20 protein-coding genes and 1 pseudogene are annotated in these 23883 nt (G+C 33.1%); 10 read left to right on the forward strand and 11 right to left on the reverse strand.

Annotation, left to right across the window (positions count from 1 at the left end; all coding sequences use genetic code 11):
- Window positions 1–255 precede the first annotated feature (255 nt).
- From AC6HVZ_RS16350 to AC6HVZ_RS16380, 7 genes are all read right to left on the reverse strand, one after another.
- Window positions 256–783 (reverse strand): CueP family metal-binding protein, encoded by a 528-nt coding sequence (locus AC6HVZ_RS16350; protein ID WP_497559248.1) that lies wholly within the window; start codon window positions 781–783, stop codon window positions 256–258.
- A gap of 163 nt (window positions 784–946) precedes the next feature.
- Window positions 947–1651 carry a cytochrome c biogenesis CcdA family protein gene (locus tag AC6HVZ_RS16355; RefSeq protein ID WP_060681782.1) on the reverse strand — a complete coding sequence of 235 codons (705 nt, stop codon included), beginning with the start codon at window positions 1649–1651 and terminating at the stop codon, window positions 947–949.
- 33 nt (window positions 1652–1684) lie between these two features.
- Window positions 1685–2260: a thiol-disulfide oxidoreductase ResA gene (gene resA, locus AC6HVZ_RS16360; RefSeq protein ID WP_040047918.1), complete on the reverse strand. Its 576-nt coding sequence runs from the start codon at window positions 2258–2260 to the stop codon at window positions 1685–1687.
- A gap of 196 nt (window positions 2261–2456) precedes the next feature.
- On the reverse strand, window positions 2457–4622 hold the full coding sequence (locus tag AC6HVZ_RS16365; protein WP_497559233.1) for a copper-translocating P-type ATPase: 2166 nt from the start codon (window positions 4620–4622) through the stop codon (window positions 2457–2459).
- A gap of 187 nt (window positions 4623–4809) precedes the next feature.
- Entirely contained in the window at window positions 4810–5490 is a 681-nt protein-coding gene (locus AC6HVZ_RS16370; protein ID WP_497559234.1) for a response regulator transcription factor, read from the reverse strand.
- Window positions 5483–6871 (reverse strand): sensor histidine kinase, encoded by a 1389-nt coding sequence (locus AC6HVZ_RS16375; protein WP_497559235.1) that lies wholly within the window; start codon window positions 6869–6871, stop codon window positions 5483–5485. Before AC6HVZ_RS16375 ends, AC6HVZ_RS16370 begins: the two co-directional genes overlap by 8 nt.
- 12 nt (window positions 6872–6883) lie before the next feature.
- Window positions 6884–7609 carry a cytochrome c biogenesis CcdA family protein gene (locus AC6HVZ_RS16380; RefSeq protein WP_497559236.1) on the reverse strand — a complete coding sequence of 242 codons (726 nt, stop codon included), beginning with the start codon at window positions 7607–7609 and terminating at the stop codon, window positions 6884–6886.
- Between the two features lie 294 nt (window positions 7610–7903).
- Here AC6HVZ_RS16380 and AC6HVZ_RS16385 point away from each other — a divergent pair, with 294 nt between their 5' ends.
- The 4 genes from AC6HVZ_RS16385 to copZ all read left to right on the forward strand — a co-directional run bounded on the left by AC6HVZ_RS16385 (window position 7904) and on the right by copZ (window position 11620).
- The gene (locus tag AC6HVZ_RS16385; protein ID WP_497559237.1) at window positions 7904–8512 is read left to right on the forward strand and encodes a nitrite reductase; all 609 of its coding nucleotides are present in this window, start codon (window positions 7904–7906) and stop codon (window positions 8510–8512) included.
- Between the two features lie 161 nt (window positions 8513–8673).
- On the forward strand, window positions 8674–8979 hold the full coding sequence (locus AC6HVZ_RS16390; RefSeq protein WP_102414959.1) for a metal-sensing transcriptional repressor: 306 nt from the start codon (window positions 8674–8676) through the stop codon (window positions 8977–8979).
- 13 nt (window positions 8980–8992) lie between these two features.
- Window positions 8993–11377: a heavy metal translocating P-type ATPase gene (locus AC6HVZ_RS16395; protein WP_497559238.1), complete on the forward strand. Its 2385-nt coding sequence runs from the start codon at window positions 8993–8995 to the stop codon at window positions 11375–11377.
- Window positions 11378–11413: 36 nt separating this feature from the next.
- A complete protein-coding gene (gene copZ / locus AC6HVZ_RS16400) occupies window positions 11414–11620 on the forward strand; it encodes a copper chaperone CopZ (RefSeq protein ID WP_147666856.1) in 207 nt (68 codons plus the stop codon).
- Window positions 11621–11764: 144 nt separating this feature from the next.
- Here copZ and AC6HVZ_RS16405 read toward each other — a convergent pair whose 3' ends face one another.
- Window positions 11765–12112, reverse strand: a complete 348-nt coding sequence (locus AC6HVZ_RS16405) for a hypothetical protein (protein WP_497559239.1) — start codon at window positions 12110–12112, stop codon at window positions 11765–11767.
- A 324-nt stretch (window positions 12113–12436) separates the two neighbouring features.
- The gene (locus tag AC6HVZ_RS16410) at window positions 12437–13951 is read right to left on the reverse strand and encodes a multicopper oxidase domain-containing protein (protein WP_497559240.1); all 1515 of its coding nucleotides are present in this window, start codon (window positions 13949–13951) and stop codon (window positions 12437–12439) included.
- Between the two features lie 440 nt (window positions 13952–14391).
- Here AC6HVZ_RS16410 and AC6HVZ_RS16415 point away from each other — a divergent pair, with 440 nt between their 5' ends.
- On the forward strand, window positions 14392–15024 hold the full coding sequence (locus AC6HVZ_RS16415; RefSeq protein WP_497559241.1) for a YdhK family protein: 633 nt from the start codon (window positions 14392–14394) through the stop codon (window positions 15022–15024).
- A 209-nt stretch (window positions 15025–15233) separates the two neighbouring features.
- Here AC6HVZ_RS16415 and AC6HVZ_RS16420 read toward each other — a convergent pair.
- A pseudogene (locus AC6HVZ_RS16420) lies at window positions 15234–15434 on the reverse strand (DUF7695 domain-containing protein).
- A gap of 282 nt (window positions 15435–15716) precedes the next feature.
- The gene (locus AC6HVZ_RS16425; RefSeq protein ID WP_497559242.1) at window positions 15717–16514 is read right to left on the reverse strand and encodes a hypothetical protein; all 798 of its coding nucleotides are present in this window, start codon (window positions 16512–16514) and stop codon (window positions 15717–15719) included.
- A gap of 297 nt (window positions 16515–16811) precedes the next feature.
- Here AC6HVZ_RS16425 and AC6HVZ_RS16430 point away from each other — a divergent pair, with 297 nt between their 5' ends.
- The 5 genes from AC6HVZ_RS16430 to AC6HVZ_RS16450 all read left to right on the forward strand — a co-directional run bounded on the left by AC6HVZ_RS16430 (window position 16812) and on the right by AC6HVZ_RS16450 (window position 23740).
- Window positions 16812–16988 carry a hypothetical protein gene (locus tag AC6HVZ_RS16430; RefSeq protein WP_497559243.1) on the forward strand — a complete coding sequence of 59 codons (177 nt, stop codon included), beginning with the start codon at window positions 16812–16814 and terminating at the stop codon, window positions 16986–16988.
- 136 nt (window positions 16989–17124) lie between these two features.
- Window positions 17125–17751 (forward strand): ABC-three component system protein, encoded by a 627-nt coding sequence (locus AC6HVZ_RS16435; RefSeq protein ID WP_497559244.1) that lies wholly within the window; start codon window positions 17125–17127, stop codon window positions 17749–17751.
- A 640-nt stretch (window positions 17752–18391) separates the two neighbouring features.
- The gene (locus AC6HVZ_RS16440; protein WP_497559245.1) at window positions 18392–19996 is read left to right on the forward strand and encodes an ATP-dependent nuclease; all 1605 of its coding nucleotides are present in this window, start codon (window positions 18392–18394) and stop codon (window positions 19994–19996) included.
- Window positions 19980–21104, forward strand: coding sequence for a UvrD-helicase domain-containing protein (locus AC6HVZ_RS16445; RefSeq protein WP_497559246.1), 1125 nt, complete (start codon window positions 19980–19982; stop codon window positions 21102–21104). Before AC6HVZ_RS16440 ends, AC6HVZ_RS16445 begins: the two co-directional genes overlap by 17 nt.
- 29 nt (window positions 21105–21133) lie before the next feature.
- Entirely contained in the window at window positions 21134–23740 is a 2607-nt protein-coding gene (locus AC6HVZ_RS16450) for a DEAD/DEAH box helicase (RefSeq protein WP_497559247.1), read from the forward strand.
- The last annotated feature ends 143 nt before the right edge of the window (window positions 23741–23883 follow it).

Genomic DNA, 23883 nt, shown 5'->3' on the forward strand with positions numbered 1-23883 from the left:
TCAATCATAGTGTGAATTTTTATTTTCCGTATTATTTTTTGAATATCAGGTATTAATCTAAGTTCGTTTACAGTCAGTAGTAATAAGGATAAAAGGGAGCCAAAGAAAGAATCCTAAATATAGTAAAGTTTAGCAAAAAAGAATCGAGTGCTTTATCTAAAAACACTCGATTCTAATGAAAATATTATAAAACCATATAATTTTTTCCCAATAATCTTTATTCTATTTTTTAAAAAGTATCACGAGGTAATAATACTAGATTAATTGCATTGTTGTTATACAAGTATTGTCACCTTCAAAAGTGGAAATCTCAGATTCAGCTGTTTTTCCATCATATTGAATCTTCACGTTATATGTTTTGTCACGTGGCAACCAAAAGTCAATGAATCCATTTTCGAATGATGTCATAGTTTCATCAACAACCACATTACCATCTTCATCTTGAATATAAACATCAAATTCTTTTTCCACTAATTCTCCTTGGCAACCTGTTAAGCTGTGATTGGTACAAGGGTGGGTTGTTTCAACAAATGGTGCGATGGAAACAAAAAATTCATCTTCGGGAAGATCGTAGGTAGTCTCTTTATCATTACTATCAGTTACAATAAGCTCTTCTGAAGTAATAGAAGCAGACACATCATCGGAATCCCCAACACTGTAGTCTTGGACCATTTTCTTGATATCTTGTGGTTCTTTTTCATTTGATGTACTTTCGCTTTCACTACAAGCAGCAACTATTAAAATAAGTAATAATCCAATTACTGCCAATAATCCTTTTTTCATATTTTGTTCGACTCCTTTTTCATCCAATTTGTTAAATCTTAATATATACTACCATGTAAAACGAACGATATTCTACATTGTAACAATTTCTACAAGACAAATTATAATGCTCAAATATGCATTATTCGTGCAGATGTAATAGACAAATTATGGAAAATATATTTTAAAATCCATAAAAACCAAACCATCCAGCTAAGAAGGAAGTTAATTTTGTCAACCAATCAAAGAATAGTGCTACTCCCATGAAAATCATAATATATCCACCAATTTTAATTAATTTTAGGCTATGTTTTTTAATCCATTTAATTTTACCAATAAACAATGCTAATAATAGAAATGGAATCGAAAAACCTAAAACATAACTAATCATCATAATCATACCAACATCAGGATTTGTTGCAGCTAATGATAACACAATAGCTAGTATTGGACCGGTACAAGGAGTCCATCCCAAAGAGAATGCCATTCCTATGATGAAAGAACCAACATAACCGCCGGGACGATTTTTGAATGTGATTTTTTTATTCTTCATTAGAAATTTAAAATTAAAAATTCCAACAATCACTAGTCCAAAGAAAATAATTAAAATAGCACCAATTTGTCTAATGGCATCTTGGTAGGTTAATAGGAATTCCGATATATAAGAGGTGGTAAAACCAATCATAATAAAAATGCTTGAGAACCCTAGTAAAAATAGAACGGTATGTAAAAGAGCTTTTTTATTCATTTTTTTATTTTCTTCATTTATCTCACTTACGCTCATTCCGGTAATATAAGATAAAAATGCCGGATATAGTGGTAATACACACGGTGAAATAAAAGAAAGGAAACCAGCACCAAAAGCTAGAAATATATTTATTTCATTCAAAAATTTTATCCCCCTTTATTAGAAAATCGTAGTCTATTGTTTTGGTAATATTTCTTTAAAGTAACTCTCCAAACTTTCTAATGATAAGGCCCCATTTACAATCCTTTGAATTTCCCCATCCGGATTAATGAATATGGAACTTGGAATTGGTCCTATTTTGTATAAATCCCTGACTTCTCCTGTTTTATCATGGGGAATTGGAAAGGTTAGATCATATTTATCAATAAATCGATCTACAACCAATTCTGTATTATCCAAACTAACTGCAATGATTTCAATTCCTTTTTCTTTATATACGGGATAAAGCTCTTGCATGTAAGGCATTTCTTCTTCACACGGTTTACACCAAGTACCCCAAAAGTTCAGCATAATACCTTGCCCTTTAAAATCACTTAGTCGTATAGTTTCTAATTCATTATTTTTATTAATTTGCTTTAATTCAAAGTCAGGTGCTTCATCTCCGACTTGATAAATGGTTTTATCCGCTTGTATATTGGACACTAATGCAAATATAATAGCTCCAACCATTACAATTAATATAGAAGTTCTAAAAATTAATCTGTTTTTCCTTTTATTTTTCTTCTTCTTTTTTGTTTCCTCCAAACTCATAAGTATGTATCACTCCTTATAGAAATATAGTATAACGGTGGTATTATCTAAAGACACTCTCTGTTAGATTACGTTACAAGTTTGCAGAAATTAAGCAGATTCTTTGTACTATTTATGAACAGAAATTTACCTACAGAAAAATAAAAGGCTAAGCAATACCATACATGCTTAGCCAAACATAAACTATTTGTTTCTATTAATCGATTTTTAATAATTGAGCGTTTATTGCACAAATAATGGTACTGAGTGACATAACTGCGGCTCCGACGGCAGGGGTTATGACAAACCCAACATTGTACAATACACCTGCAGCTAAAGGAATAGCAACAATGTTATACCCAGCAGCCCATCCTAAATTTTGAACCATTTTCCTGCGACTTGCCTTAGACAATTTAATGATATTTAAAATGTCTACTGGATTACTGTTAACTAGTATGACATCAGCTGTTTCAATCGCAACGTCTGTACCTGCACCAATAGCAATTCCCAAATCAGCTTCCGCTAAGGCGGGGGCATCATTAATTCCATCTCCAATCATCGCCACTTTTTTTCCATTTTGTTTTAAATACTTCACATTATTTGATTTCTCATGGGGAAGTACTTCAGCGATGACTTTGGAAATACCTAATTTTTCTCCTACATAATTTGCTACACGTGTGTTGTCACCAGTCATCATAACCGTCTCTATGCCACGGTCATTTAATTCTTTAATAACTTTATAAGAAGATTCACGGATGATATCAGCTAGGGCTATCATTCCTTGTAAGACATTATCTTTAAGAACAAATACGACTGTTTTCCCTTGTAAAGCCAGTTGGTCATAAATTTTTTCATCAAAAGAAATTTTATTTGCTTTCATAGCACCGGGACTAATAACAGCAATTTCTGCATCACCGATTTTAGCTACTAACCCTTTCCCAGTTAAATTCTGATAATCCTTTACATCAAGGGGTTTTAAATTACGATCATTTCCTTCTTTCACAATTCCTTTAGCAATTGGATGGTCTGATTGTGTTTCAACAGAATAAGCTAATTTCAATAATTCTTCTTCACTAATTCCCTCACTTGGATGGATATCTGTAACACCAAAATTACCTTCCGTAAGTGTTCCTGTTTTGTCAAACACCACGCGATCCAATTTAAATGCACTTTCAAATGCTACTCTATTTCGAATTAACAAGCCGTTTTTAGCTGCAATGGAAGTAGATCTAGATGTTACTAGTGGTGTTGCCAAACCAAGTGCATGTGGACAAGCAATAATTAATACGGTAACCATTCGTTCCAAAGCAAAATCTAAATCCCCGTTAGTCCACCAAACTGCAAAGGTTATAATCCCTACTACAAGAGCAACATAGAATAACCACTTAGCAGCAATATCCGCAAAGCCTTGGGCCTTTGATTTCGATTTTTCTGCATCGCTTACCAATTTAATAACTTGGGATAGGTAGGTGTCATTTCCTGTTTTACTTACCTTAACTTTTAATACACCATCACCATTGACGGAACCACCTATCGCTTCCATACCGGGTCCTTTTTCAACAGGGACAGATTCTCCTGTAAGCATAGACTCATCGACGGTAGATTCTCCTTCGTAAATTTCACCATCAATTGGAATCTTTTCACCCGATTTAACTAAAATCAGGTCACCCGGTTGTAAATCTTCGACTGTTACCTCAACAATATTTCCGGATTTGTCCAGTTTATGGGCTTCTTTTGGCATTAACTTGATTAGCTCTTCCAGTGCCTTCGAAGCACCCATCAGGGATTTCATTTCTATCCAATGTCCTAACAACATAATTACAATAAGAGTAGCTAGTTCAAAGAAGAAGTCGCTGCCTTCGATAAAGAATGCTGTCAGTGTGCTATATACATAAGCGGCGATGATAGCTAAAGAAATTAACATCATCATTGCAGGCGATTTCTCTTTTAACTCATCCCATGCACCAAGTAAAAATGGTTTTCCACCATAGAAAAAGACAATCGTGGAAAGCAAGAAAAGTAAGAGGGTATCACCTGTGAAATTTACTTCATATCCAATCAGCATTTGAATCATTGGAGATAAGTATAAAATAGGAATTGATAATACTAGGGATATCCAAAAACGTTTCTTAAAATCTTCTACCATATGTTCGTGATGTCCGCCGTGTCCACCATGTCCACCATGATGCCCACTATGTCCATGACTGTGGTCGTGATTTTTGTGTTCTTCATGTCCATGTTTGTGATGACCATGCATATCTTCATGTTCATGATGTTGATGACTGTGATGTTTTTGTTCCTCATGTTGATTATGATTATGATGGTCATGTTCTTTATGCTTATTGTGGTTGTGTTGATTCTCTTCATTTCCTTTGTTATTCATTATTACTCCTCCTTTGGTATGGATATTTAGATGAATTTCCTATTATTTTCTGTATTATTCATCCTTCTATCCATACTATATCATACTATACCCCTGTACAGTATTAATTAGGCCATGATTATATGTAAAAGATTTGTGTCAAAACAAAAGGTCTTCTTTTATAATTGTATTAAAGACCTTTTTATACCTATAATGAAGGCTTGTTTACCCATTTATATCCAATACCCCAAACAGTTATTAAATAATCATCTATGGGAAATCCAGATTGACGAATTTTATCTCGCATGTTCCGTACATGCGAATCAACTGTTCTTCCTTCTGTGTGCGAATCATATCCCCAAATTAATTCAATTAATTGTTCTCTAGTATACACTTGGTTTGGTTTTCTCATAAAATAACCTAGCATGGTAAATTCCTTTGGCGTTAACTTTAATGTATTATTTTTATATGATAACTCAAACTCATCCTCATTCCATAAGAGACCATTTATTTCAATCTTCCTCGCAGGTTTCATTCTACGTAATACCGCTTCTATTCTTGCTAATAGCTCATCTTCGTCAAAGGGTTTCGTCACATAATCATCTGCACCTAATTTTAACCCTTTTATAATATCCTCTTTCTGTTCACGAGCAGATACCATAATGATAGGGATGTCCGAATCTTTTCTAATCTCTTGGCATAATTCCCAGCCGTTCATTTCAGGCATCATAATATCTATAAGTACTATGTCAAAAGTTTCTTCTTTTAAAAAAGATAATGCTTCTTTAGCACTAATAGCTTTTTTACATATAAAACTATGTGGTCTCAAATATAATGCTAATAAATCTAACATTCGTTTTTCATCATCTACTAATAAAGCTTTAACCATTATATTCACCTCTTGTTAAATGAACAATAACCCTTGTACCCTTACCAAGTTCACTTTCGATTTCAATCGTACCTCCGTGAGATTCTATAATTTCTTTTGCAATAGCTAATCCTAATCCCGTTCCACCACTTTCTCTGGAACGCGATTTTTCTACACGGTATAACCGTTCAAATAGATATGGTAATTCCTCTTTTGGAATTCCTTCCCCTTCATCTGAAATAGTTATAGTAATTTCACTATCATTCTGGGTTACCTCTAATGATATAGACTTTCCATCGGGTGTATGTTTTCTGGCATTGTCCAGTATATTTAATAAAACCTGTTGGATTCTATCGGGATCAATATTACCTATGATATTAACTTGGCATGAAGTAGAAAGTGTAATATTTTTTTCTTCCATTACTGGAGCAATTCGTTCTTCAATCGTTTGGATTAGTTGTCTTAAACTAACACTTTTTCGATTAATTACAAACTTATTTTCATCCATTTTAGCTAGGTCAAATAAATTCTTAACCAGAACTGTCAAATGCTCCGTTTCTTCCCGTATGATATCCAGATATTCTTTTCTTTCTTCGTCCGTTATGTCTTGCTTACTGATGATATCCGCATACCCTTTTATGTAGGTTAATGGCGTTCTAAGTTCGTGAGAGATACTTGCCAAAAATTCATTTCTGTCATTTTTTAATCGTTCTAGATCACTAGATAACCTCATGATAGAACTGGCTAATTCACCTAGTTCATCTTTTCGTTCCATATGTAATTGCACCTTATTTTTCCCCTTGCTTAGTTGTTCTGTGGCTTCTTTCATTTTCATTAATGGTAACGTAATAAAACGAGAAAGAATAAAAACGGTAAAGATGGTTAGAACAATGGTGATTAGTCCAACTATGACAAATTGATCACTCAAATGATTAACCATATTTTTTACAATATTGGTATTAGCAAACATAAAGACATGCCCTTGATGTTCCTCATCAATAGTAATGGGGCTATCAACCGCTATATATTGTTTTTCCGACCAACGTTGTTCTACTACTTTTCCTACACTGGGTATATCCTTGTAATCCGTATGATCAATTACTTCAAACATTTCCTTTTCAACAGGATCGGAATTAATGATGATGTTACCATTGGCATCGGTAATAATAACAGCAAATTCCGATTCTGACTCCATGATAGCAACATGCTCCAACGTTGATGAATCAAAATTATTTTCCAAGACAGCACTGTGTGTATTGGCACGAGCTAATAAACTATCCATCACTTCATCAATACGTTCATTTGCTATATTTGTATATAGAATAAAATAAACAAAAACCTCGATAATTAACATGAACACAAAGAATAATAGTCCAATTTTTAAGGATAATTTATTAAACATAATTGACCTCTTTTACCAGTAAGTTAAAGTATCCAGAATACCTATAACAAGAATGATAACTCCTGCAAGTTTTTGTACTAGTGACCCTATTTTTCTGCTTCTCTTTAATATAATGCCACTTGCCCCAAAATACCAAATAAGAAAAATAATTAATAAAAGTGGAAGTGAGGTTCCAATTCCAAATACAGAAGGTAATACAAATCCATATGATGTTTCTAATACAACTGGCATTAAGGTTAGTATAAATAATACAAACATAGTAGGGCAAAATGCTAACGTAAAACTCGCACCCATTAAAAAGCTTCCTAGATAACTATCTTTAAATTTAGTGGGTATTTTAAACATTTTTCCTGTTTTTCTCCAGCCAAATAAACCTATCATAAATAAACCAACCAGTATAAGTAATGGCCCGATTGCTTTTCTTAGAATTGGGAACATTTGTGTTAAAGTACTGTGTATTTCCTTTCCAAGTAACCAGATTACTAAACCAATTATTGAAAAAACAACTATTTTACCTAAAACAAATAGAAATATGTGTAACCAAGGAACTTTTTCGACTAATGATCTGTTCCCATAAATAGTCATTGCACTGATATTGCCTGTTAGCTGACAAGGAGCAATAGCGCCAATTAACCCAAGAAAAAATGCAAATAACAGCGGTATGTGTTCATATCCATATGCAATTTGTTGAAGTGGCCCATTTAGCATAATGCCTATTTCATTAAAAAGTTCGAACATATCAATTCACTCGCTTTGACTTTAATAGTTTTATCCACTAAATAACATATAAAAAATATGTCCATTTTTTGTGCAGATTTCAACAAAAATTAATCTAAGGTAATAACAATAATGAGGATAAAGAATCTCAAAATATTGTTTAGGACAAAATTTTGTCCATTTTTTTCACTTTACATACATTGGGGGGGTATAGTATTATTTGGTGAGAGGATGATTTCATAAAAAACTGTTTAATTTGTATACAGATATATATTATCCATTGTTACAAATATTGAAAATAGGGGAGATAAGAATATGGAGAATAAAATAAAAATTGCTGTTAATGGGGGCATAGGGTTTGGTGCTAAACTCAATTCCAAACAACTTATGACAATCTCAAAATACATGGATGAGGAAGATGAACTGGAGTTAACCACCTTTCAACAACTCTATATAGATATTCTAGAAGATGATAAAGACGAAGTAATTAAAGAATTTGAAAGTGTTGGTTTAGAATGTTATCCAGTTGGAAATTACGTAAAGAGCTTGAGAACCTGTAATTTTTGTAAAGGGGAAGAAAGGGAAGGTATGCCAGTGGCAAAAGAAATAAATCGCCGTATAGCAGGAAAACCTGTACCATTTACCCTAAAAGTTGCTTATACAGGTTGTATCATTGGTTGTGGTGAACCAATGTTAAGTGACATAGGTGTAATGAAGTATAAAGATCATTATAATTTATATGTTGGTGGTAAAGCGAAAGGAAAAGATGCTGAGGTTGGTTCTTTACTGAGGGAAAATTTAACACCAGAAGAATTATACAATACAGTGGAAAAAATCATTGCTGTATATGCTGAAAAGGGAAAAAAACGGGAGACATTCCATAAATTTTTAAAACGGATAGGTAAAGAACAATTAATAAGCTAATAATAGACCTTGGATAACAATTTACCATTTGTGAGTATGTAAACATTTAACATCCAAAAGAGTAAAATATTAAAAGATGTTGTCAAAAATGAAGTTTTTCTATTGACAAATATACTGTACGGGGGTATAGTAATTATATAAAAGAAAAGGAAGTGATTCATTTGGAAGAGAAATTCTTACATGATCACCCAAGTAAACCAAGAACGAAAGATGAAATACAGAAAACGATTAATCGTTTGAAACGAATTGAGGGTCAAGTTCGTGGGATACAGAAAATGGTTGAAGATGATCGATATTGTGTAGATATTTTAGTGCAAATTAGTGCCGTTCAATCTGCACTAAAAAATGTAGGATTTTCTATCACAGAAAGACACATTAACCATTGTGTTAGCGATGCTATTAAACAAGGTGAAGGAAAGGAAACTATTGAGGAATTAATGACCGTCATGAAGCAATTTTCCAAGTAAGGAGGGAATTATTATGAGTGAAACAAATCATACAACACTTGGTGTAACAGGGATGACCTGTGCAGCCTGTTCTAATCGTGTTGAAAAGGTTTTGAATAAAATGGATGGGGTCAAGGCTCAAGTTAATTTAACAACAGAAAAGGCATCGATAGATTATGATCCAGAGAAAACCTCTATTGAAGACATATCGAAAAAAATAGAGAATGTTGGTTATGGTGTTCTAACGGAGAAAACAGACCTTGATGTCTTTGGAATGACTTGTGCAGCTTGCTCTACCCGTATTGAAAAAGTATTGAACAAACAAGATGGAGTAAAACATGCAACTGTTAATCTAACGACAGAAAGTGCAACGATTGAATATAATCCGGGGTTAGTTGATGTAAAATCATTGATTGATAAAATCAAAAATGTTGGCTATGATGCTAAACCAAAGGCAGAAGCGAAAGAAAAACAAACTTATAAAGAAAAACAACTAAAAAATATGAAGACGAAATTAATTATTTCAGTCTTACTATCTGCACCATTATTATTAACAATGCTTGTTCATTTATTTGGGATGAGTATACCAGATATCTTCATGAACCCGTGGTTCCAATTTGTTTTGGCGACACCAGTTCAATTCATCATTGGATGGCAATTTTATGAAGGTGCATATAAGAACCTACGTAATGGTGGGGCAAACATGGATGTACTTGTTGCTTTAGGTACAAGTGCGGCTTATTTCTATAGTTTATACGAAGCATTTATGACTATTGGCAATCCAGAATATATGCCACATTTATACTTTGAAACGAGTGCTGTTTTGATTACGTTAATTTTGTTTGGTAAATATTTAGAAACGAGAGCGAAAAGTCAAACAACAAATGCTTTATCCAAATTGCTTAATTTACAAGCAAAAGAAGCTCGTGTAATTAGAGATGGTAAAGAATTAATGATTCCTGTAGAAGAAGTTGTCGTTGGAGATCGCTTAATTGTCAAACCGGGAGAAAAGATACCGGTAGATGGTATGGTTGTAAAAGGTAGAACTTCGGTAGATGAATCCATGCTTACAGGAGAATCAATTCCAATTGAAAAGGATTCGGGAGCAAAATTAATTGGATCTACTATTAATAAAAATGGCTCCATTGAAATGGAAGCAACAAAAGTAGGAAAAGATACGGCACTTGCATCTATTGTCAAGGTCGTGGAGGAAGCTCAAGGATCAAAGGCGCCAATTCAACGATTGGCAGATGTTATTTCAGGTTATTTCGTTCCAATAGTGGTCGGTATTGCTATCCTTACTTTTATTATATGGATAACTTTAGTTGAGCCGGGTCAGTTAGAACCTGCTTTAGTTGCAGCAATTGCTGTACTTGTTATTGCCTGTCCATGTGCTTTAGGACTTGCAACACCAACATCCATTATGGTCGGAACAGGAAAAGCTGCAGAAAGTGGAATCTTATTTAAAGGTGGGGAACACCTAGAGGGAACACATGAGTTAGAAGCAATCGTACTTGATAAGACGGGTACAATCACAAAAGGAAAACCAGAAGTAACTGATTTTTCAGGTGATGAAGAGACACTACAATTATTGGCTAGTGCAGAAAAAGGGTCTGAACATCCACTTGCAGAAGCAATTGTGGCATACGCTACGGAGAATAGCATCGACTTTTTGGATGTAGATCATTTCGAAGCGATACCCGGCCATGGTATTGAAGCAACAATTACTGGGAAAAACATTCTTGTTGGTAATAGAAAGTTAATGAATGATCATCAAATTGATACAGCAGGTTATGAAGAAAAATTAGTGGAATATGAAATAGATGGTAAGACAGCTATGTTGATTGCCATTGATGGTGAGTACCGGGGAACAGTTGCTGTTGCAGATACTATAAAAGAAACAGCTCCAGAGGCTATTAAGCAATTGAAAGATTTAGGAATAGAAGTGTTTATGTTAACAGGTGATAATGAAAGAACAGCCAAAGCAATAGCAAAACAAGTTGGAATTGATCAGGTAATCGCTGAAGTATTACCTGAAGAAAAAGCAGCTAAAGTAAAAGCAATCCAAGAACAAGGTAAGAAAGTTGCAATGGTTGGGGATGGTGTTAATGATGCACCTGCACTTGTTACAGCGGATATTGGGATTGCCATTGGAACTGGTACAGAAGTAGCAATTGAGGCTGCTGATGTTACGATTCTTGGTGGTGAGCTATTGCTAATACCGAAGGCAATTAAAATCAGTCATGCAACGATTCGAAATATCCGTCAAAACCTTTTCTGGGCATTCGGATATAATACAGCCGGAATACCAGTTGCAGCAATTGGATTACTTGCACCGTGGATTGCTGGTGCAGCAATGGCGTTAAGTTCAGTAAGTGTTGTTACTAACTCACTTCGTCTAAAAAGAGTGAAGTTATAAAATATATTAAATTTATTTAAAGGAGGTGAAAATATAATGGAAAAGAAAACATTAGACGTACAAGGCATGTCTTGTGGTCATTGCAAAATGTCAGTTGAAGGTGCATTGAAAAAATTAGATGGCGTGTCAGCAGCTGAGGTTAATTTGGAAGCTGGAAAAGTAGATGTTACTTTTGATGAATCAAAGGTAAATGTTGATGCCATGAAAGAAGCAATTGAAGAACAAGGCTATGATGTTGCCTAAATATACGAAAAAGGCTGGTTTTCGCAGAGAAGACCAGCCTTTTAATATACATTTCATAAGGTATGAGGGTGGTTTCATATTTGGATAAATGATGTTACTTTCACTAAGGGAACCAATATGTCAACCCTTAGAAATTAGATAGTATTAAAGAACAAACTTTACCAACACTGACATCAGCGTAAAAAATACTAAAATCCCAACAATAAAAATTGTAATCCAAAGAGCATTCCCTTTCTTTTGAAGAATTTTATACTCTTTATAAGTGATTTCTCCTTTTGCAAATCTTACCCCATTGTCATTCGGTTCAATAGAATAATGCTTTCCTTCTAAGTCCTCCAAAATAACTTTTGTAATTAAAGCGGACTTGTTCCCCATTTCCGTTTCAAGACTTACCCAATCATTTAATCTACTTTGGACTTCAAAACAGTTGCCACCTGCAAAGTCAACCCTAATTAATTTGTATAAGGAGCTTTCCCATATCTTTTTGGACATTTCATGTGTTTGTTGTTCAATAAAACTATAGGAAAAACACAAAATATCTCACCTCGACTTCACTTTTTCTCTGAACCAAAAAAGTGATTTAAGTACCAATTTACTTTTACTATATCATATGAAAATATTATAAACTGTTAATTAAAATTGTTATATAAATATTTTTAGTAGAACTTTTCGAAGGCAACAGTAGATTATTTCAAGGATACCTAAAATCTCTTGGCATTAACCAACGTTTTAGGATGAATTGTCAGCAAAATAAAAAGGGGCTGTAAGTAATCCAAAACAATCGGTACAGCCCTTCTTAATGTTTATTCCGTAAAATTAGTATACTTCTACTTGCCCCATCATACCGTTATCCTCATGCTCTAGAATATGGCAATGGTACATATAGATTCCCTCTTCTGGAAAGGTGACGAGCAGTCTTACTCGTTCGCCCGGTTCAATAAGAACACTATCTTTCAGCCCTTGTTCATTCGGAGCTGGTTCCCTTCCATCACGCGATATGATTTTGAACTGAGTACCATGAATATGGAATGGATGTATCATTCCCCCCATTTCGTCTGGCTTGTTATAAACTTCCCAAACTTCCGAAACTCCTTTCTTTTGCCGCAGGTCAATCCGTTCAGGATCGAATTTCTTGCCGTTTATGGTGACCTTATCCATCATTCCAAACAGTTCGATCTCCTTGGAGACCGGTAAGGATTTTTCTTCTTCTTTAAGGAAGGTAGTATCATCGGTCCAAGATATGGATTCCATTTCTTCCGTTCCGCCGTCGATATCCAAATCAAAAGGCAACAGAGCATTACCTTCTTCATCAGTAATGGCAATTGGCTCATCGGATTCCATTGCTGAAAAATCAATTAGGATTTCAGTGCGCTCCGATGGGGACAGCGTAATCTCATCCATTTTAACCGGTTCATGCAATAACCCGCCATCTGAAGCAATCTGAGTAAATGTGGCCCCATTGCTTAAACGGAACGTGTAATTTCGGGCGTTCGCGCCGTTTAGGATTCGAAAACGCATCAGCGGTTTTGTCACAGTCAGTTTCGGATTAATCGTACCGTTAACGAGCGATACATCTCCGATTGTTCCATCACTGTTCATCAGATTTTTATATTCCAGTTGCTTGTTTTCGTCAAAGAGACGATCCTGAAAAATGAGAGGGATATCATCTACACCATAAGTATGTGGCAAAGCAGGAGCTTCTTCATCCGTCTCCTCCACGTAGAGCATTCCTGCAAGCCCTTTGAAAACTTGTTCAGCAGTCGATTTGTGTGGATGTGGGTGATACCACAATGTCGCTGCCGGCTGATCGGCTTTTAAGGTGACGATTTTACTTTCCCCCGGCTGAATTACATCACTCGGACCACCATCCTCAGTTCCCGGTACTTCAAGACCGTGCCAGTGAAAGGTTGTTGGTTCGTTTAATTCATTCCGGACCTTCACTTTAACGGTTTCCCCCTCTTTCAACTGTAAAGTCGGACCCAACAAATTCCCATTATATCCGTAAGTATTGGTTGGAGAGCCATCAAAGAATTGCGTCGTGCCTTCTTGTGCGACCACCTCATAATCGAAATCTGATTCCTTCTGTTTTTCTAGCAGGGGTGGTATTACTAACTCCTGAGTTCCTTTGGAGGCTTGAAGAGGGGGGATATTATCATGGTCCATGTGTTCTTCCATACCTTCCATGTCCCCGTGGTTCATATCCATTTTTTCTTCATGTTGCATTTCTCCAGATTCCATAGTTTGTTCTACAGACTGTTGTTCTGTTGTGATGTTTGTGCAACCCGTCAATATTAGCAACAAGCCTGCACCTGTCAATATACTTTTTTTCATTTGTTCGCTCCTTTATTCGTCAAGTATAAGTTGTTGAAAATATCATTTCGGTTTTTGCATTTTAGATTTCTGATGAGTTATTTAGTTGTAATCACCACGAGTTAGAAAATTACCTTTAATACATTTTCCTCCTTCCCTTGCCATTCAATCTATCGTCGCAATTATCATACCGAACAAATATCGAGAAATAATGCATAATTGGAGTAAAAACTAACTATTAAATTTAGATGTTGAGTATAAATGGATTGATTATTCTACTGAAATGTCATTGATATTAAATGACATTGTATTTTTATAACCTTTTGGAATCCACTTGGAAAAGGAATGGAGATTTATTTTGGAAATATTAGTAATTTACGTTTTGCAAGGTCTGCATATAATCTGCAAATTTACTGGTTAGAATATATGCAAGCTTTATTTTATTAGGAGGGATTGTTTAAATGCAAAGTAGAAAAATCGTAATAGGGATAATTACTATATTCACAGTACTTATCTTATCTGCATGTGCAGGTGCAAATGAAGAGGAGAATACAGAAACCGAATCTAATACGGAAGAAAATGTGGCTAATAATAATGAAATGGATATAGAAGAATCTGATACCAATGAAGATATGGAAGGCATGGATCATTCTGGTATGAACCATTCTAGCACTGGCGAAATTCCCGAAGGCTTACAAGAAGCGGATAACCCTTCTTATGAGGTTGGCAGCCAAGCAATTATTGAACCCGATCATATGCCGGGTATGAATGGTGCTGAGGCGACGATTGTTGGTGCATACGATACGACGGTATATACTGTTTCCTACACACCAACGACTAGTGGAGAACCAGTAGAAAATCATAAATGGGTTATTCATGAAGAGATTGAAGATGCAGGAGATGAACCTTTTGAACCGGGAACTGAAGTAACTCTTAATGCAGATCACATGGAGGGTATGAACGGTGCAACTGCAGTAATCGATTCAGCGGAAGAAACAACCGTATATATGGTTGATTTTATAACTACCGATACTGGAGAAGAAGTGAAAAATCACAAGTGGGTAACGGAAAGTGAATTATCGTCGGTAGAATAATTTTTAAATTAGGGACTTATCCGCAAATTGGTTAAGTTCTTTTTTTAGTAGTTAAATTGGTAGAGGGGGATGATTCAGTTGTATATGGTTTCGTAGTCTATTAACACGTCAATGGCATCTTTCGAAACTCCCGAATCGCTACCTAGACTAGAACAGCAATAATTAAGTCTGTAGTGGGTAAGTCTAAGTACAGCCAAATATATACAGAATTATTCATATTCCACTAATTCGTCATAAATTTTTTTAGCTGAATTACTAGGGAAAATTCTTTTGTCATACTCTAGTCCACCGTCAATTGCTACCGTTTTGCATGAACAATGCTAAAAATCATTTGTTTGTTTTGATTCGATAATATCTCCGCAGCATTTACAACGAATTCTATTTCTTATTATCTTTTTGTCCGTGTCAATGTCTCCCTCTTCTAGTTAGTTATAGAATTTTATAGCTATAATACACAATACATCACCAAATTTTGACCAATATAAAATTATTATTTATACACATAAAATATTATTATGCCTTGTAAGGGGATTGTTAAACTTTATCAAAGTAATTTAGTAGAGTTGTAGTGGTAGAAACGCTATCGGGATTTATTTAGAAGTGATTAATTATACTCTATTCTAATAAAAAAGGCTATCCAAAGAGTTATTTATGTTCTGTTTGGACAGCCAATTACTATAGATTAATATAAATTAGAGGGGTAAATTATCATCGAATTCTTCTTCAAGTGGAAGAAGTTGTTCAATATCATCTTTATTTTTATTATGAATTTTATTCCCATTGATTTTAAACAACCAACTAAATTCATTTATATTGGTGCTTTCCTCATTTCTTAAATCATCTAATAGTAGTACTAATAGATTTTTGACCTTTCTTATGTTTCGGTTATCACTATTCTTGTTTAATAGTTTGTATATACCATTGAAATGTTTGATTACCTCATTGATTATTTCTTTATATTCCTCCATGCTATTTGCGAAATATATCAGGTATGGTAAGTCAAATATAGGGTCATTCTCAATTAATTCATTATCTTTGTTGCTACTTATATTTGCCAATCTTAACCAATGATTTTTAAAGAGAATGATTCTATTAAAAATATGCTCATAATTTTGCACTGACTTAATAAAGTTAATTTCTACTATATCTTTTTTATAATTAACTAATCCATCATGAATTACATTTAAACAATCCTTATATTTAATATTAAAATGTGGAATCGAGAATAGGACTTCATCTTCAATCTGATTATGGTCTTGGTATATTATCAACTCAAATTGTTGGAGTACATAACCTTGATAAAAATATTTAAAAATGCATCGGTGAAAATTAATAAGGTCCTCTGTCCATGCAATATAGCTATTTGATTCATTTTCGAAGTATTTATAGTTAAACGGTTCGTCAATTGGACAATCGTACCAAGTTACATCTACACGATTATAATTATTTTTTTCCTCTTCTATAGTAAAAATAGCTCTAAATGATAGCATTTATTCAACCTCCTAAGATAATTTTAAGTATTATACTCTTGATTAAAGCCTATTCGAATAGCTAACTATAATTTTTTTTGTTATCTTTTTAATTAAACATTAGGTCTAAAGGTGATCTAAACTGTATGTTTAGAGTTTATTTTCATGTCTGAATAATACCTTACATTAATCCAATACACTAAAGGAACTAGAAGAGATAATGGATTCAGAAGATGTTAACTGGCCTAGTGCTAATGCTACATAAGCAAAGTAATAAAGTATTCTGACCCAAGTAAAAATATTCGTTCATATAGAATTATGGATGGAGCTTCGGCAGACGGGTTTCAGATTCGTGATGAGAGTTTTACCGAAGAGGCAGGATATTTCTTAAATAATATTAAACAATTAAGTGAAAAAGGAAAATATAAATTGGAAGCCAAAAAAGTGGCAAATGGGATTAACGAAAACTTCTTTCCTAAAGCCGTTGATATTTGAATAACTGGCACAGTTTTCACTGGAACTCCAGAAGAATTGGAGAGGTTTATAAAAAGGTTCTCTACAGGTGTTGTAAATATTAGGAAAAGTATCTAATACTAAGAAAAATATTGATATAGAAAGTCTAAGTGACTTTATGAAAGCATCTATAGAAGTATTTTGCCGTGATTATAGTAATATAGTTTTAATATCTCATAGTATGGGTGGTCTAATATCCAAATCGTATATTTTAAGTGAACTTGAAGAAAGTGAAAGGACTAAAGTTAAACTTTTTTTCTCCTTAGCTGTACCACATAAAGGATCAAGCTGGGCTAATCTAGGGAAAAAATTGACCATGAAAAACCCACAAGTAGTTGATTTACAACCTGTGAGTGATTTCTTAGATCAATTTAATTATGACTGGGTTAAACAAAAGCTTAGACTACCAAAAACAGTTTATTACTACGGCCAATATGATGAAATAGTAAATGAAAAAAGTGCTGTTTCGATTCAAGTGGAAAATCCAATAAAAGTCGCATGTAATAATGATCACTTTGATATAACAAGGCCAGAGTCTACAAATAGTATTGTGTATAAAAGTATTGAAAATTACCTTGTTGATTTTGTGAAAGAGGAAAAATTTAAGAATGAAATGGAACATAAAGAATTTAACGATGATGGTAGATTTGATAATGAAATATTTGTTCTAAAACTACTTATTGCTGATGTACATAATCAATTGATCAGTGATTCAAAAGAACTTTTTTTGAAGTTGAATACATGATTAGAGCATTAATAAACAAAGGTTATGACTTTGATGAAATAAAGAGGAATCACTCTATTAAAGATATTGAAAGGCGAGGGATGATAGTGAAGAATGAATATTCATTTAATTTTATTGTCCCTGAAGTAGACCTTTATTATAGATTGATTAGAATCCTAACTATTTTAAATAAACTTTCTTTATCCTCAAGGGAAAACGCTGTTTTGCTAACGCAATCCCATAAAAAACGGTAAATCCCCGTTAAAGATGTTACAGTAAGTAATATCCAAAACGTTGATTTACCGCACTTTTTGCACCTCGCGTTAACGATATTACAGACTCTCAACTTACGGGTAAATACTAGTTATTAAATATTATCTACAAAATAAGAGTTTTATTGACAATTTCAACTAATAATTACAGAATAGTATTAAAGTTATATTTATAATTTCCTATGTTAGTAATAAATAAGTGTATAAATTAAATTTCACAATTGAAATCGAATTCAACTAAGAAAAGCAGAAGTTAATTCCTTATATGGTGACTTCTGTTTTTGTGTTAATAAAAGCGAAATTAAAAAAGAATAATATAAGCTTTTGCTATTTGATTATAAAAAATTAGTTTGATTTGGAGAAAAAAGTATTGAAGGGGAGTTAACTGATTGATAGAAAAAGTAATTATTAAAAACTATAAATCTATTGATTATCTAGATTTAAAATTAGACGACACAATAAATATTCTTGTTGGTAATAATGAACAAGGAAAATCTACTATATTAGAAGCCGTTAATTTAGCACTAACTAGTACATTAAATAAGAGAAATATACATAATGAATTAAATCCATTTCTTTTTAATAAGACTGTTGTTGAAAATTACATAAAAAACATTAGTAAAGGTAGGCATGTAACCCCACCTAGCATACTTATAGAAATATATTTAAAGGAAAATGAACAGAATGCATCTTTGAAGGGGTCAAACAATTCAATTAAAGAAAATGCATGTGGCATTAGTTTTTCCATAGAGTTTGATGATGACTATACCGAAGAATATCAACAATACATAGAACAATCTACTAATATAAGAAATATACCGATAGAGTATTATAAAGTTAATTGGTATTCTTTTGCATCTAATCCAATAACTTCACGAAGCAATCCTATTAAATGTGTATTAATCGATCCAACGGAAGGAAAAACATGGAACGGAACAGATAGGTATATCTCAAGTGTAATTGGTGATACCTTAGACCCTAAACAACGCGCAACTTTAAATTTTAATTTTAGAGATATTAAAGAGAAGTTCTCTCAAATTGAATCTATATCAAAGATTAATAGTACACTCTCTGAAAAAACAGGGGATATCTCAGATAAGGAACTTGCTATTTCTCTAGATATATCTCAAAAGAATGGATGGGAATCCAACTTGACTGCCTATCTGGATGATATACCTTTTGATTTCATTGGGAAAGGTGAGCAAAACTCGGTAAAATTGAAGTTATCACTCGAATCAAATGCTGAAGAGGCTCAAGTAATCTTAATTGAAGAACCAGAAAATCACTTATCTCATTCAAATATGCAAAAATTAATTAATCAAATTTCCGAAAAATGTGAAGGGAAGCAGTTAATAATTACAACACATAGTACTTACGTTTTAAATAAACTTGGTTTAGACAAAGTAGTATTGATGAATAATGGAAAACACATTACATTAAGAGATTTAAATGAGGATACCTATAATTATTTTAAAAAGTTACCCGGTTACGATACACTTCGATTGTTGCTAGCTGATAAGGCCATTTTGGTGGAAGGACCATCAGATGAGTTAATCGTTCAAAAAGCATATTCTCAAAAGTATAATAAACTTCCAATTGAAGATGGTATAGATATTATTACTGTAAGAGGATTATCATTTAAGCGTTTTCTAGAGGTTGCTGATCTTCTAAATAAGGAAGTTGCGGTAGTTACCGATAATGACGGTGACGTTGATAAAAACATTATCGAAAAATATGGTGATTATTATCTAAAACATCGCACAATAAAAATTTGCTATAGTAAAGATACGAGATATACAACGCTAGAACCACAGTTAGTATCAGTGAATGGATTATCTGTTCTAAATAATATTTTAGAGAAGGATTATACTTCAGAGGAAGAGCTTATTAAATTTATGACTAGTTCAGGAAATAAAAGTGAGTGTGCAATGCGTATATTCGATTCAACCCAAAAAATTGTTATACCGGAGTATATAAATGAAGCAATTCAATAATAAGATACTGATTGCTGCAGCAGGTTCTGGAAAATCGTCTAATCTAGTCGAAAAAGCATTGTACTATAATGACAAGCGGATATTGATAACTACGTTTACAATAGATAATACTAAGGAAATCGAGAAAAAATTCTTTGATGAAATTGGATATGTCCCCAAGAATGTTGTTGTTCAAACATGGTATTCCTTCTTACTAAGAGAATGTGTTAGGCCTTACCAAAACTTATTATACGACAAAAGAAGAATAGAAAATATAGAATTTGTTAATGGCCAATCTACACGTTACATAGCTAAAACGGATATTGAAAAATACTATTTCCGTGATGGGAAATACATCTATACTGACAAGTTGTGTGATTTTGTGCTTGAGGTTAATAAAATATCAAATGGTTTGGTTATAGAGAGATTAGAGAATATATACGATATCATTATGATTGATGAAGTACAGGATTTAGCGGGAAACGATTTGGATTTCCTCTATATATTATTAAAATCTAATATACATAATATTATTGTTGGAGATAACCGACAGGCTACCTACTTCACCAATAATTCAAGGAAAAATAAAAAATATAGGGGACAAACTATTTTTGACTTGTTTAGTGAATGGCAGAAAGAAGGACTCTGTTCCATTGCTTATAAGACAGAATGTTTCCGATGTAACCAATTAATCTGTGATATAGCAGATTCACTTTATCCTGAGATGCCTAAAACTAATTCCATGGCTGATACCGAAACTGGACATGATGGTGTTTTCTATATACGAAGCAGTGAAGTTCTTGAATATGTAAAAAAGTATTCTCCTATTGTATTGAGATATGATAAAAGGACAAAGGGTATACCGGAAAATTTTTCTCCTTTAAACTTTGGAAAATCCAAAGGATTAACGTTTGATAGAGTCCTTATTTATCCAAATGGTCCAGTTAATAAGTTTTTGAAAGGTGACTATGAAGCTGTAAATAAACCCAAAACTAAAGCAGGCTTATATGTCGCTTTAACAAGAGCGAGATACAGTGTTACATTTGTAACAGATCAAAAAGGTATTTCAAATGAGTTTGTTGAAGAATTTACTTTAAAAGATAATAAGGAAGTTTTACTTAAAATGTAATGGAGCAAATAATAGTTTAGGAGGTTATAATGTTGAGCAATAAATTTAAATTTACTATACCGAAGAAAAGTAAAATTCTCGAAAAAGATCCAGAATCTATATTTAGAGAACTTCAGATTCCTAGCATAAAGGGACTTTGGTCTCAACAAGCTGATATTTTAAGGGATTATTATTCAAAAAGCAAAGATAAATCAGATGTGGCTATAGAATTACCTACAGGAACAGGTAAAACGTTGATTGGTTTTTTAATTGCTGAATATAGAAGAAGATGTAAAGAAGAAAGAGTCCTTTATCTATGTCCAACTAGACAGCTAGCCACTCAAGTGTTTAATAAGGCTCGAGAATACGGCATACCAGCTTCCTTAATGATCGGGCCACAAGCGAATTATTCAGAAGACTCATATGGAGATTATGTTGTTGGACAATCTATCGGAATTACTACATACAGCGCTATCTTCAATACAAATCCAAGATTAGATGATGCTAATACAATAATTTTTGATGATGCCCATTCTGCTGAAAACTATATTTCATCATTATGGACTGTAGGTATAAAGCGAAAAGATAATAAAGAAGTATACGAAAGTATAATAAATCTCTTTAAGGATGACATTCCAGAATATGAATATAATCGTATAATGAATGAGGATTTTGAATACTATAAAGCAATTTATGACTTAGTACCATATCCGAAGTATTATGAAAAATTACCTGAGTTAATAGAAATACTAGAAAGTAATATTGAATTTTGTGGAAATGCTAAATATGCATGGTCAATGATTTCAAATAATTTAGCAGCTTGTCAGTTATATTTCTCATGGGGGGAAATAAATATACGGCCATTAATACCCCCAACTTTAACACATGATGCTTTTTCTATTTCTAATCAAAGAATTTATATGTCTGCAACTCTTGGAAAAGGAGGAGAATTAGAAAGAATAACGGGAATTAAAAAGATAGAGAAGATCCCTATCCCTAAAGGATGGGAAAAGTACAGTAATGGAAGAAGGTTAATTCTTTTTCCTAATAGAAAGTTTAATAACGAAGAATCTCTTAAATTAACATTTAAATCAATAGAAAATCAAGGAAGAGCATTAGTGCTATGTCCAGATTACAGAACCGGTCAACAATTTAGTGAGAAATTAAGAAATGAACTCCCAAGTTTCGAAGTTCTAAACTCAAGGGATATAGAAGACTCGCTAGAACCATTTACATCTAGAAGTAATGCAGTTTTAATTTTAACAAATAGATACGATGGGATTGACCTATCTGGTGACAATTGTCGCTTACTTGTTTTATATGGTATGCCTCAAGCTACTAATTTACAAGAAGGTTTTTTGTGGAATAGATTAAATGCCAATTCTGTACTTAATGAAATTGTTAAAACCAGAATTACACAAGCATTAGGAAGGTGTACTAGAGCAAGTGATGATTATACAAATGTAATAATGCATGATGCAAATTTATTAAAATTCTGTGCAAAAAAAGAGAATTTAATAGGCTTTCATCCTGAAATTCAAGCAGAAGTTGAATTTGGTTTAACAAACTCTGAAAATTTCGAAACAATAGAAGAGATGGCTGGTTTTATGAATGACTTTATTACTGATAGAGAGTATTATTCAGAAATAAACGAAGCAATAACTAGTATAAGAGATGATTATGAAAAGATAGAAACTCAAGAGACACAAAAGTTAGTAACGAGTGTGAAGAGTGAAGTAGAATTTAATGATGCACTTTGGAAAAATGAATTAGACAGGGCCTTAGAAAAATCTAAATCTGTAAATGATAGTCTTAGTGGCGGCAAAGAAATGGATGGTTATAGAGCATGGTGGTTTTATCTATCAGGTAATGTAGCATTTTTGGCGAATAAGAATATCGGATTTGATATACAGTTATGTAAAGACTACTATTCTTCAGCGCTAAAAATATCTCATGCGATGACATGGTTAACCGATCTTATATACCATGTTCCTAAAGAAAACGATGTATATAAGAACGATCCTTATATTGCAACACAAGCTGAAAATATTGAAAATATAATAACTAACCTCGGAATACAAGGTATTAAATTTGAAAAGGCTATGAAAGATTTATTAGATATTATAAATAAGAATGAGGCTAATCAATTTGAAAGAGGCTTAGGGATCTTAGGTGAATATATAGGATTTGAATCTGAAAAACCAGAAGGTGAAGGTAAGCCAGATGGAATTTGGATGTTGAGGGATATAAGATATGGTTTTGAAGCAAAGACTGAAGAAAAGCCTGATAATCCTATTTCTATTGATTGCTGTCGACAAGCTAACGGACACATTAATACTATAAGAGAGTATTTAAGTTTAAGTGATGAATCAGTAATAAATATAACCGTTATTAGTCATAAGAATAGTTTACACGAAGCGGCGTTACCACATGCAAGAGGTTTGTTCCATATGAATGCAGAGAATATTCGTAAATTGGCTCAGAAAACTACTGATCTTTTAAGAAAGATCAGAAGCATAATGGTTAGAGAAAGCGAGCCTTCATTATTTATAAAGGAGCAAATTATTTCGCTACTTGAACAAGAAAATCTAACCTATAGAAGTGTAGAAGAATATCTCAAAGAAATAAAAATTGAAGACCTTGAAATAACGAATTAAATTCTAGGGTTTTAAATTTTAATTATAAATTGATATTTAGTGAAAACAACTTGGACTAAGTAATGTTATGTATTTATGTAAAGATACACATTATTCCAGACACCTAATTTCAAATTAATTCGGTGGAAAATCTGAAGTAATGT

It is taken from the genome of Oceanobacillus sp. NCCP-135, assembly GCF_059698015.1.

Coding starts and splice junctions, on each gene's coding strand:
- AC6HVZ_RS16350 (WP_497559248.1), bottom strand. CDS start 783: ATGAAAAAAGGATTATTGGCAGTAATTGGATTATTACTTATTTTAATA.
- resA (WP_040047918.1), bottom strand. CDS start 2,260: ATGAGTTTGGAGGAAACAAAAAAGAAGAAGAAAAATAAAAGGAAAAAC.
- AC6HVZ_RS16365 (WP_497559233.1), bottom strand. CDS start 4,622: ATGAATAACAAAGGAAATGAAGAGAATCAACACAACCACAATAAGCAT.
- AC6HVZ_RS16370 (WP_497559234.1), bottom strand. CDS start 5,490: ATGGTTAAAGCTTTATTAGTAGATGATGAAAAACGAATGTTAGATTTA.
- AC6HVZ_RS16375 (WP_497559235.1), bottom strand. CDS start 6,871: ATGTTTAATAAATTATCCTTAAAAATTGGACTATTATTCTTTGTGTTC.
- AC6HVZ_RS16380 (WP_497559236.1), bottom strand. CDS start 7,609: ATGTTCGAACTTTTTAATGAAATAGGCATTATGCTAAATGGGCCACTT.
- AC6HVZ_RS16385 (WP_497559237.1), top strand. CDS start 7,904: ATGGAGAATAAAATAAAAATTGCTGTTAATGGGGGCATAGGGTTTGGT.
- AC6HVZ_RS16395 (WP_497559238.1), top strand. CDS start 8,993: ATGAGTGAAACAAATCATACAACACTTGGTGTAACAGGGATGACCTGT.
- copZ (WP_147666856.1), top strand. CDS start 11,414: ATGGAAAAGAAAACATTAGACGTACAAGGCATGTCTTGTGGTCATTGC.
- AC6HVZ_RS16405 (WP_497559239.1), bottom strand. CDS start 12,112: ATGTCCAAAAAGATATGGGAAAGCTCCTTATACAAATTAATTAGGGTT.
- AC6HVZ_RS16410 (WP_497559240.1), bottom strand. CDS start 13,951: ATGAAAAAAAGTATATTGACAGGTGCAGGCTTGTTGCTAATATTGACG.
- AC6HVZ_RS16415 (WP_497559241.1), top strand. CDS start 14,392: ATGCAAAGTAGAAAAATCGTAATAGGGATAATTACTATATTCACAGTA.
- AC6HVZ_RS16425 (WP_497559242.1), bottom strand. CDS start 16,514: ATGCTATCATTTAGAGCTATTTTTACTATAGAAGAGGAAAAAAATAAT.
- AC6HVZ_RS16430 (WP_497559243.1), top strand. CDS start 16,812: ATGGATGGAGCTTCGGCAGACGGGTTTCAGATTCGTGATGAGAGTTTT.
- AC6HVZ_RS16435 (WP_497559244.1), top strand. CDS start 17,125: ATGAAAGCATCTATAGAAGTATTTTGCCGTGATTATAGTAATATAGTT.
- AC6HVZ_RS16445 (WP_497559246.1), top strand. CDS start 19,980: ATGAAGCAATTCAATAATAAGATACTGATTGCTGCAGCAGGTTCTGGA.
- AC6HVZ_RS16450 (WP_497559247.1), top strand. CDS start 21,134: ATGTTGAGCAATAAATTTAAATTTACTATACCGAAGAAAAGTAAAATT.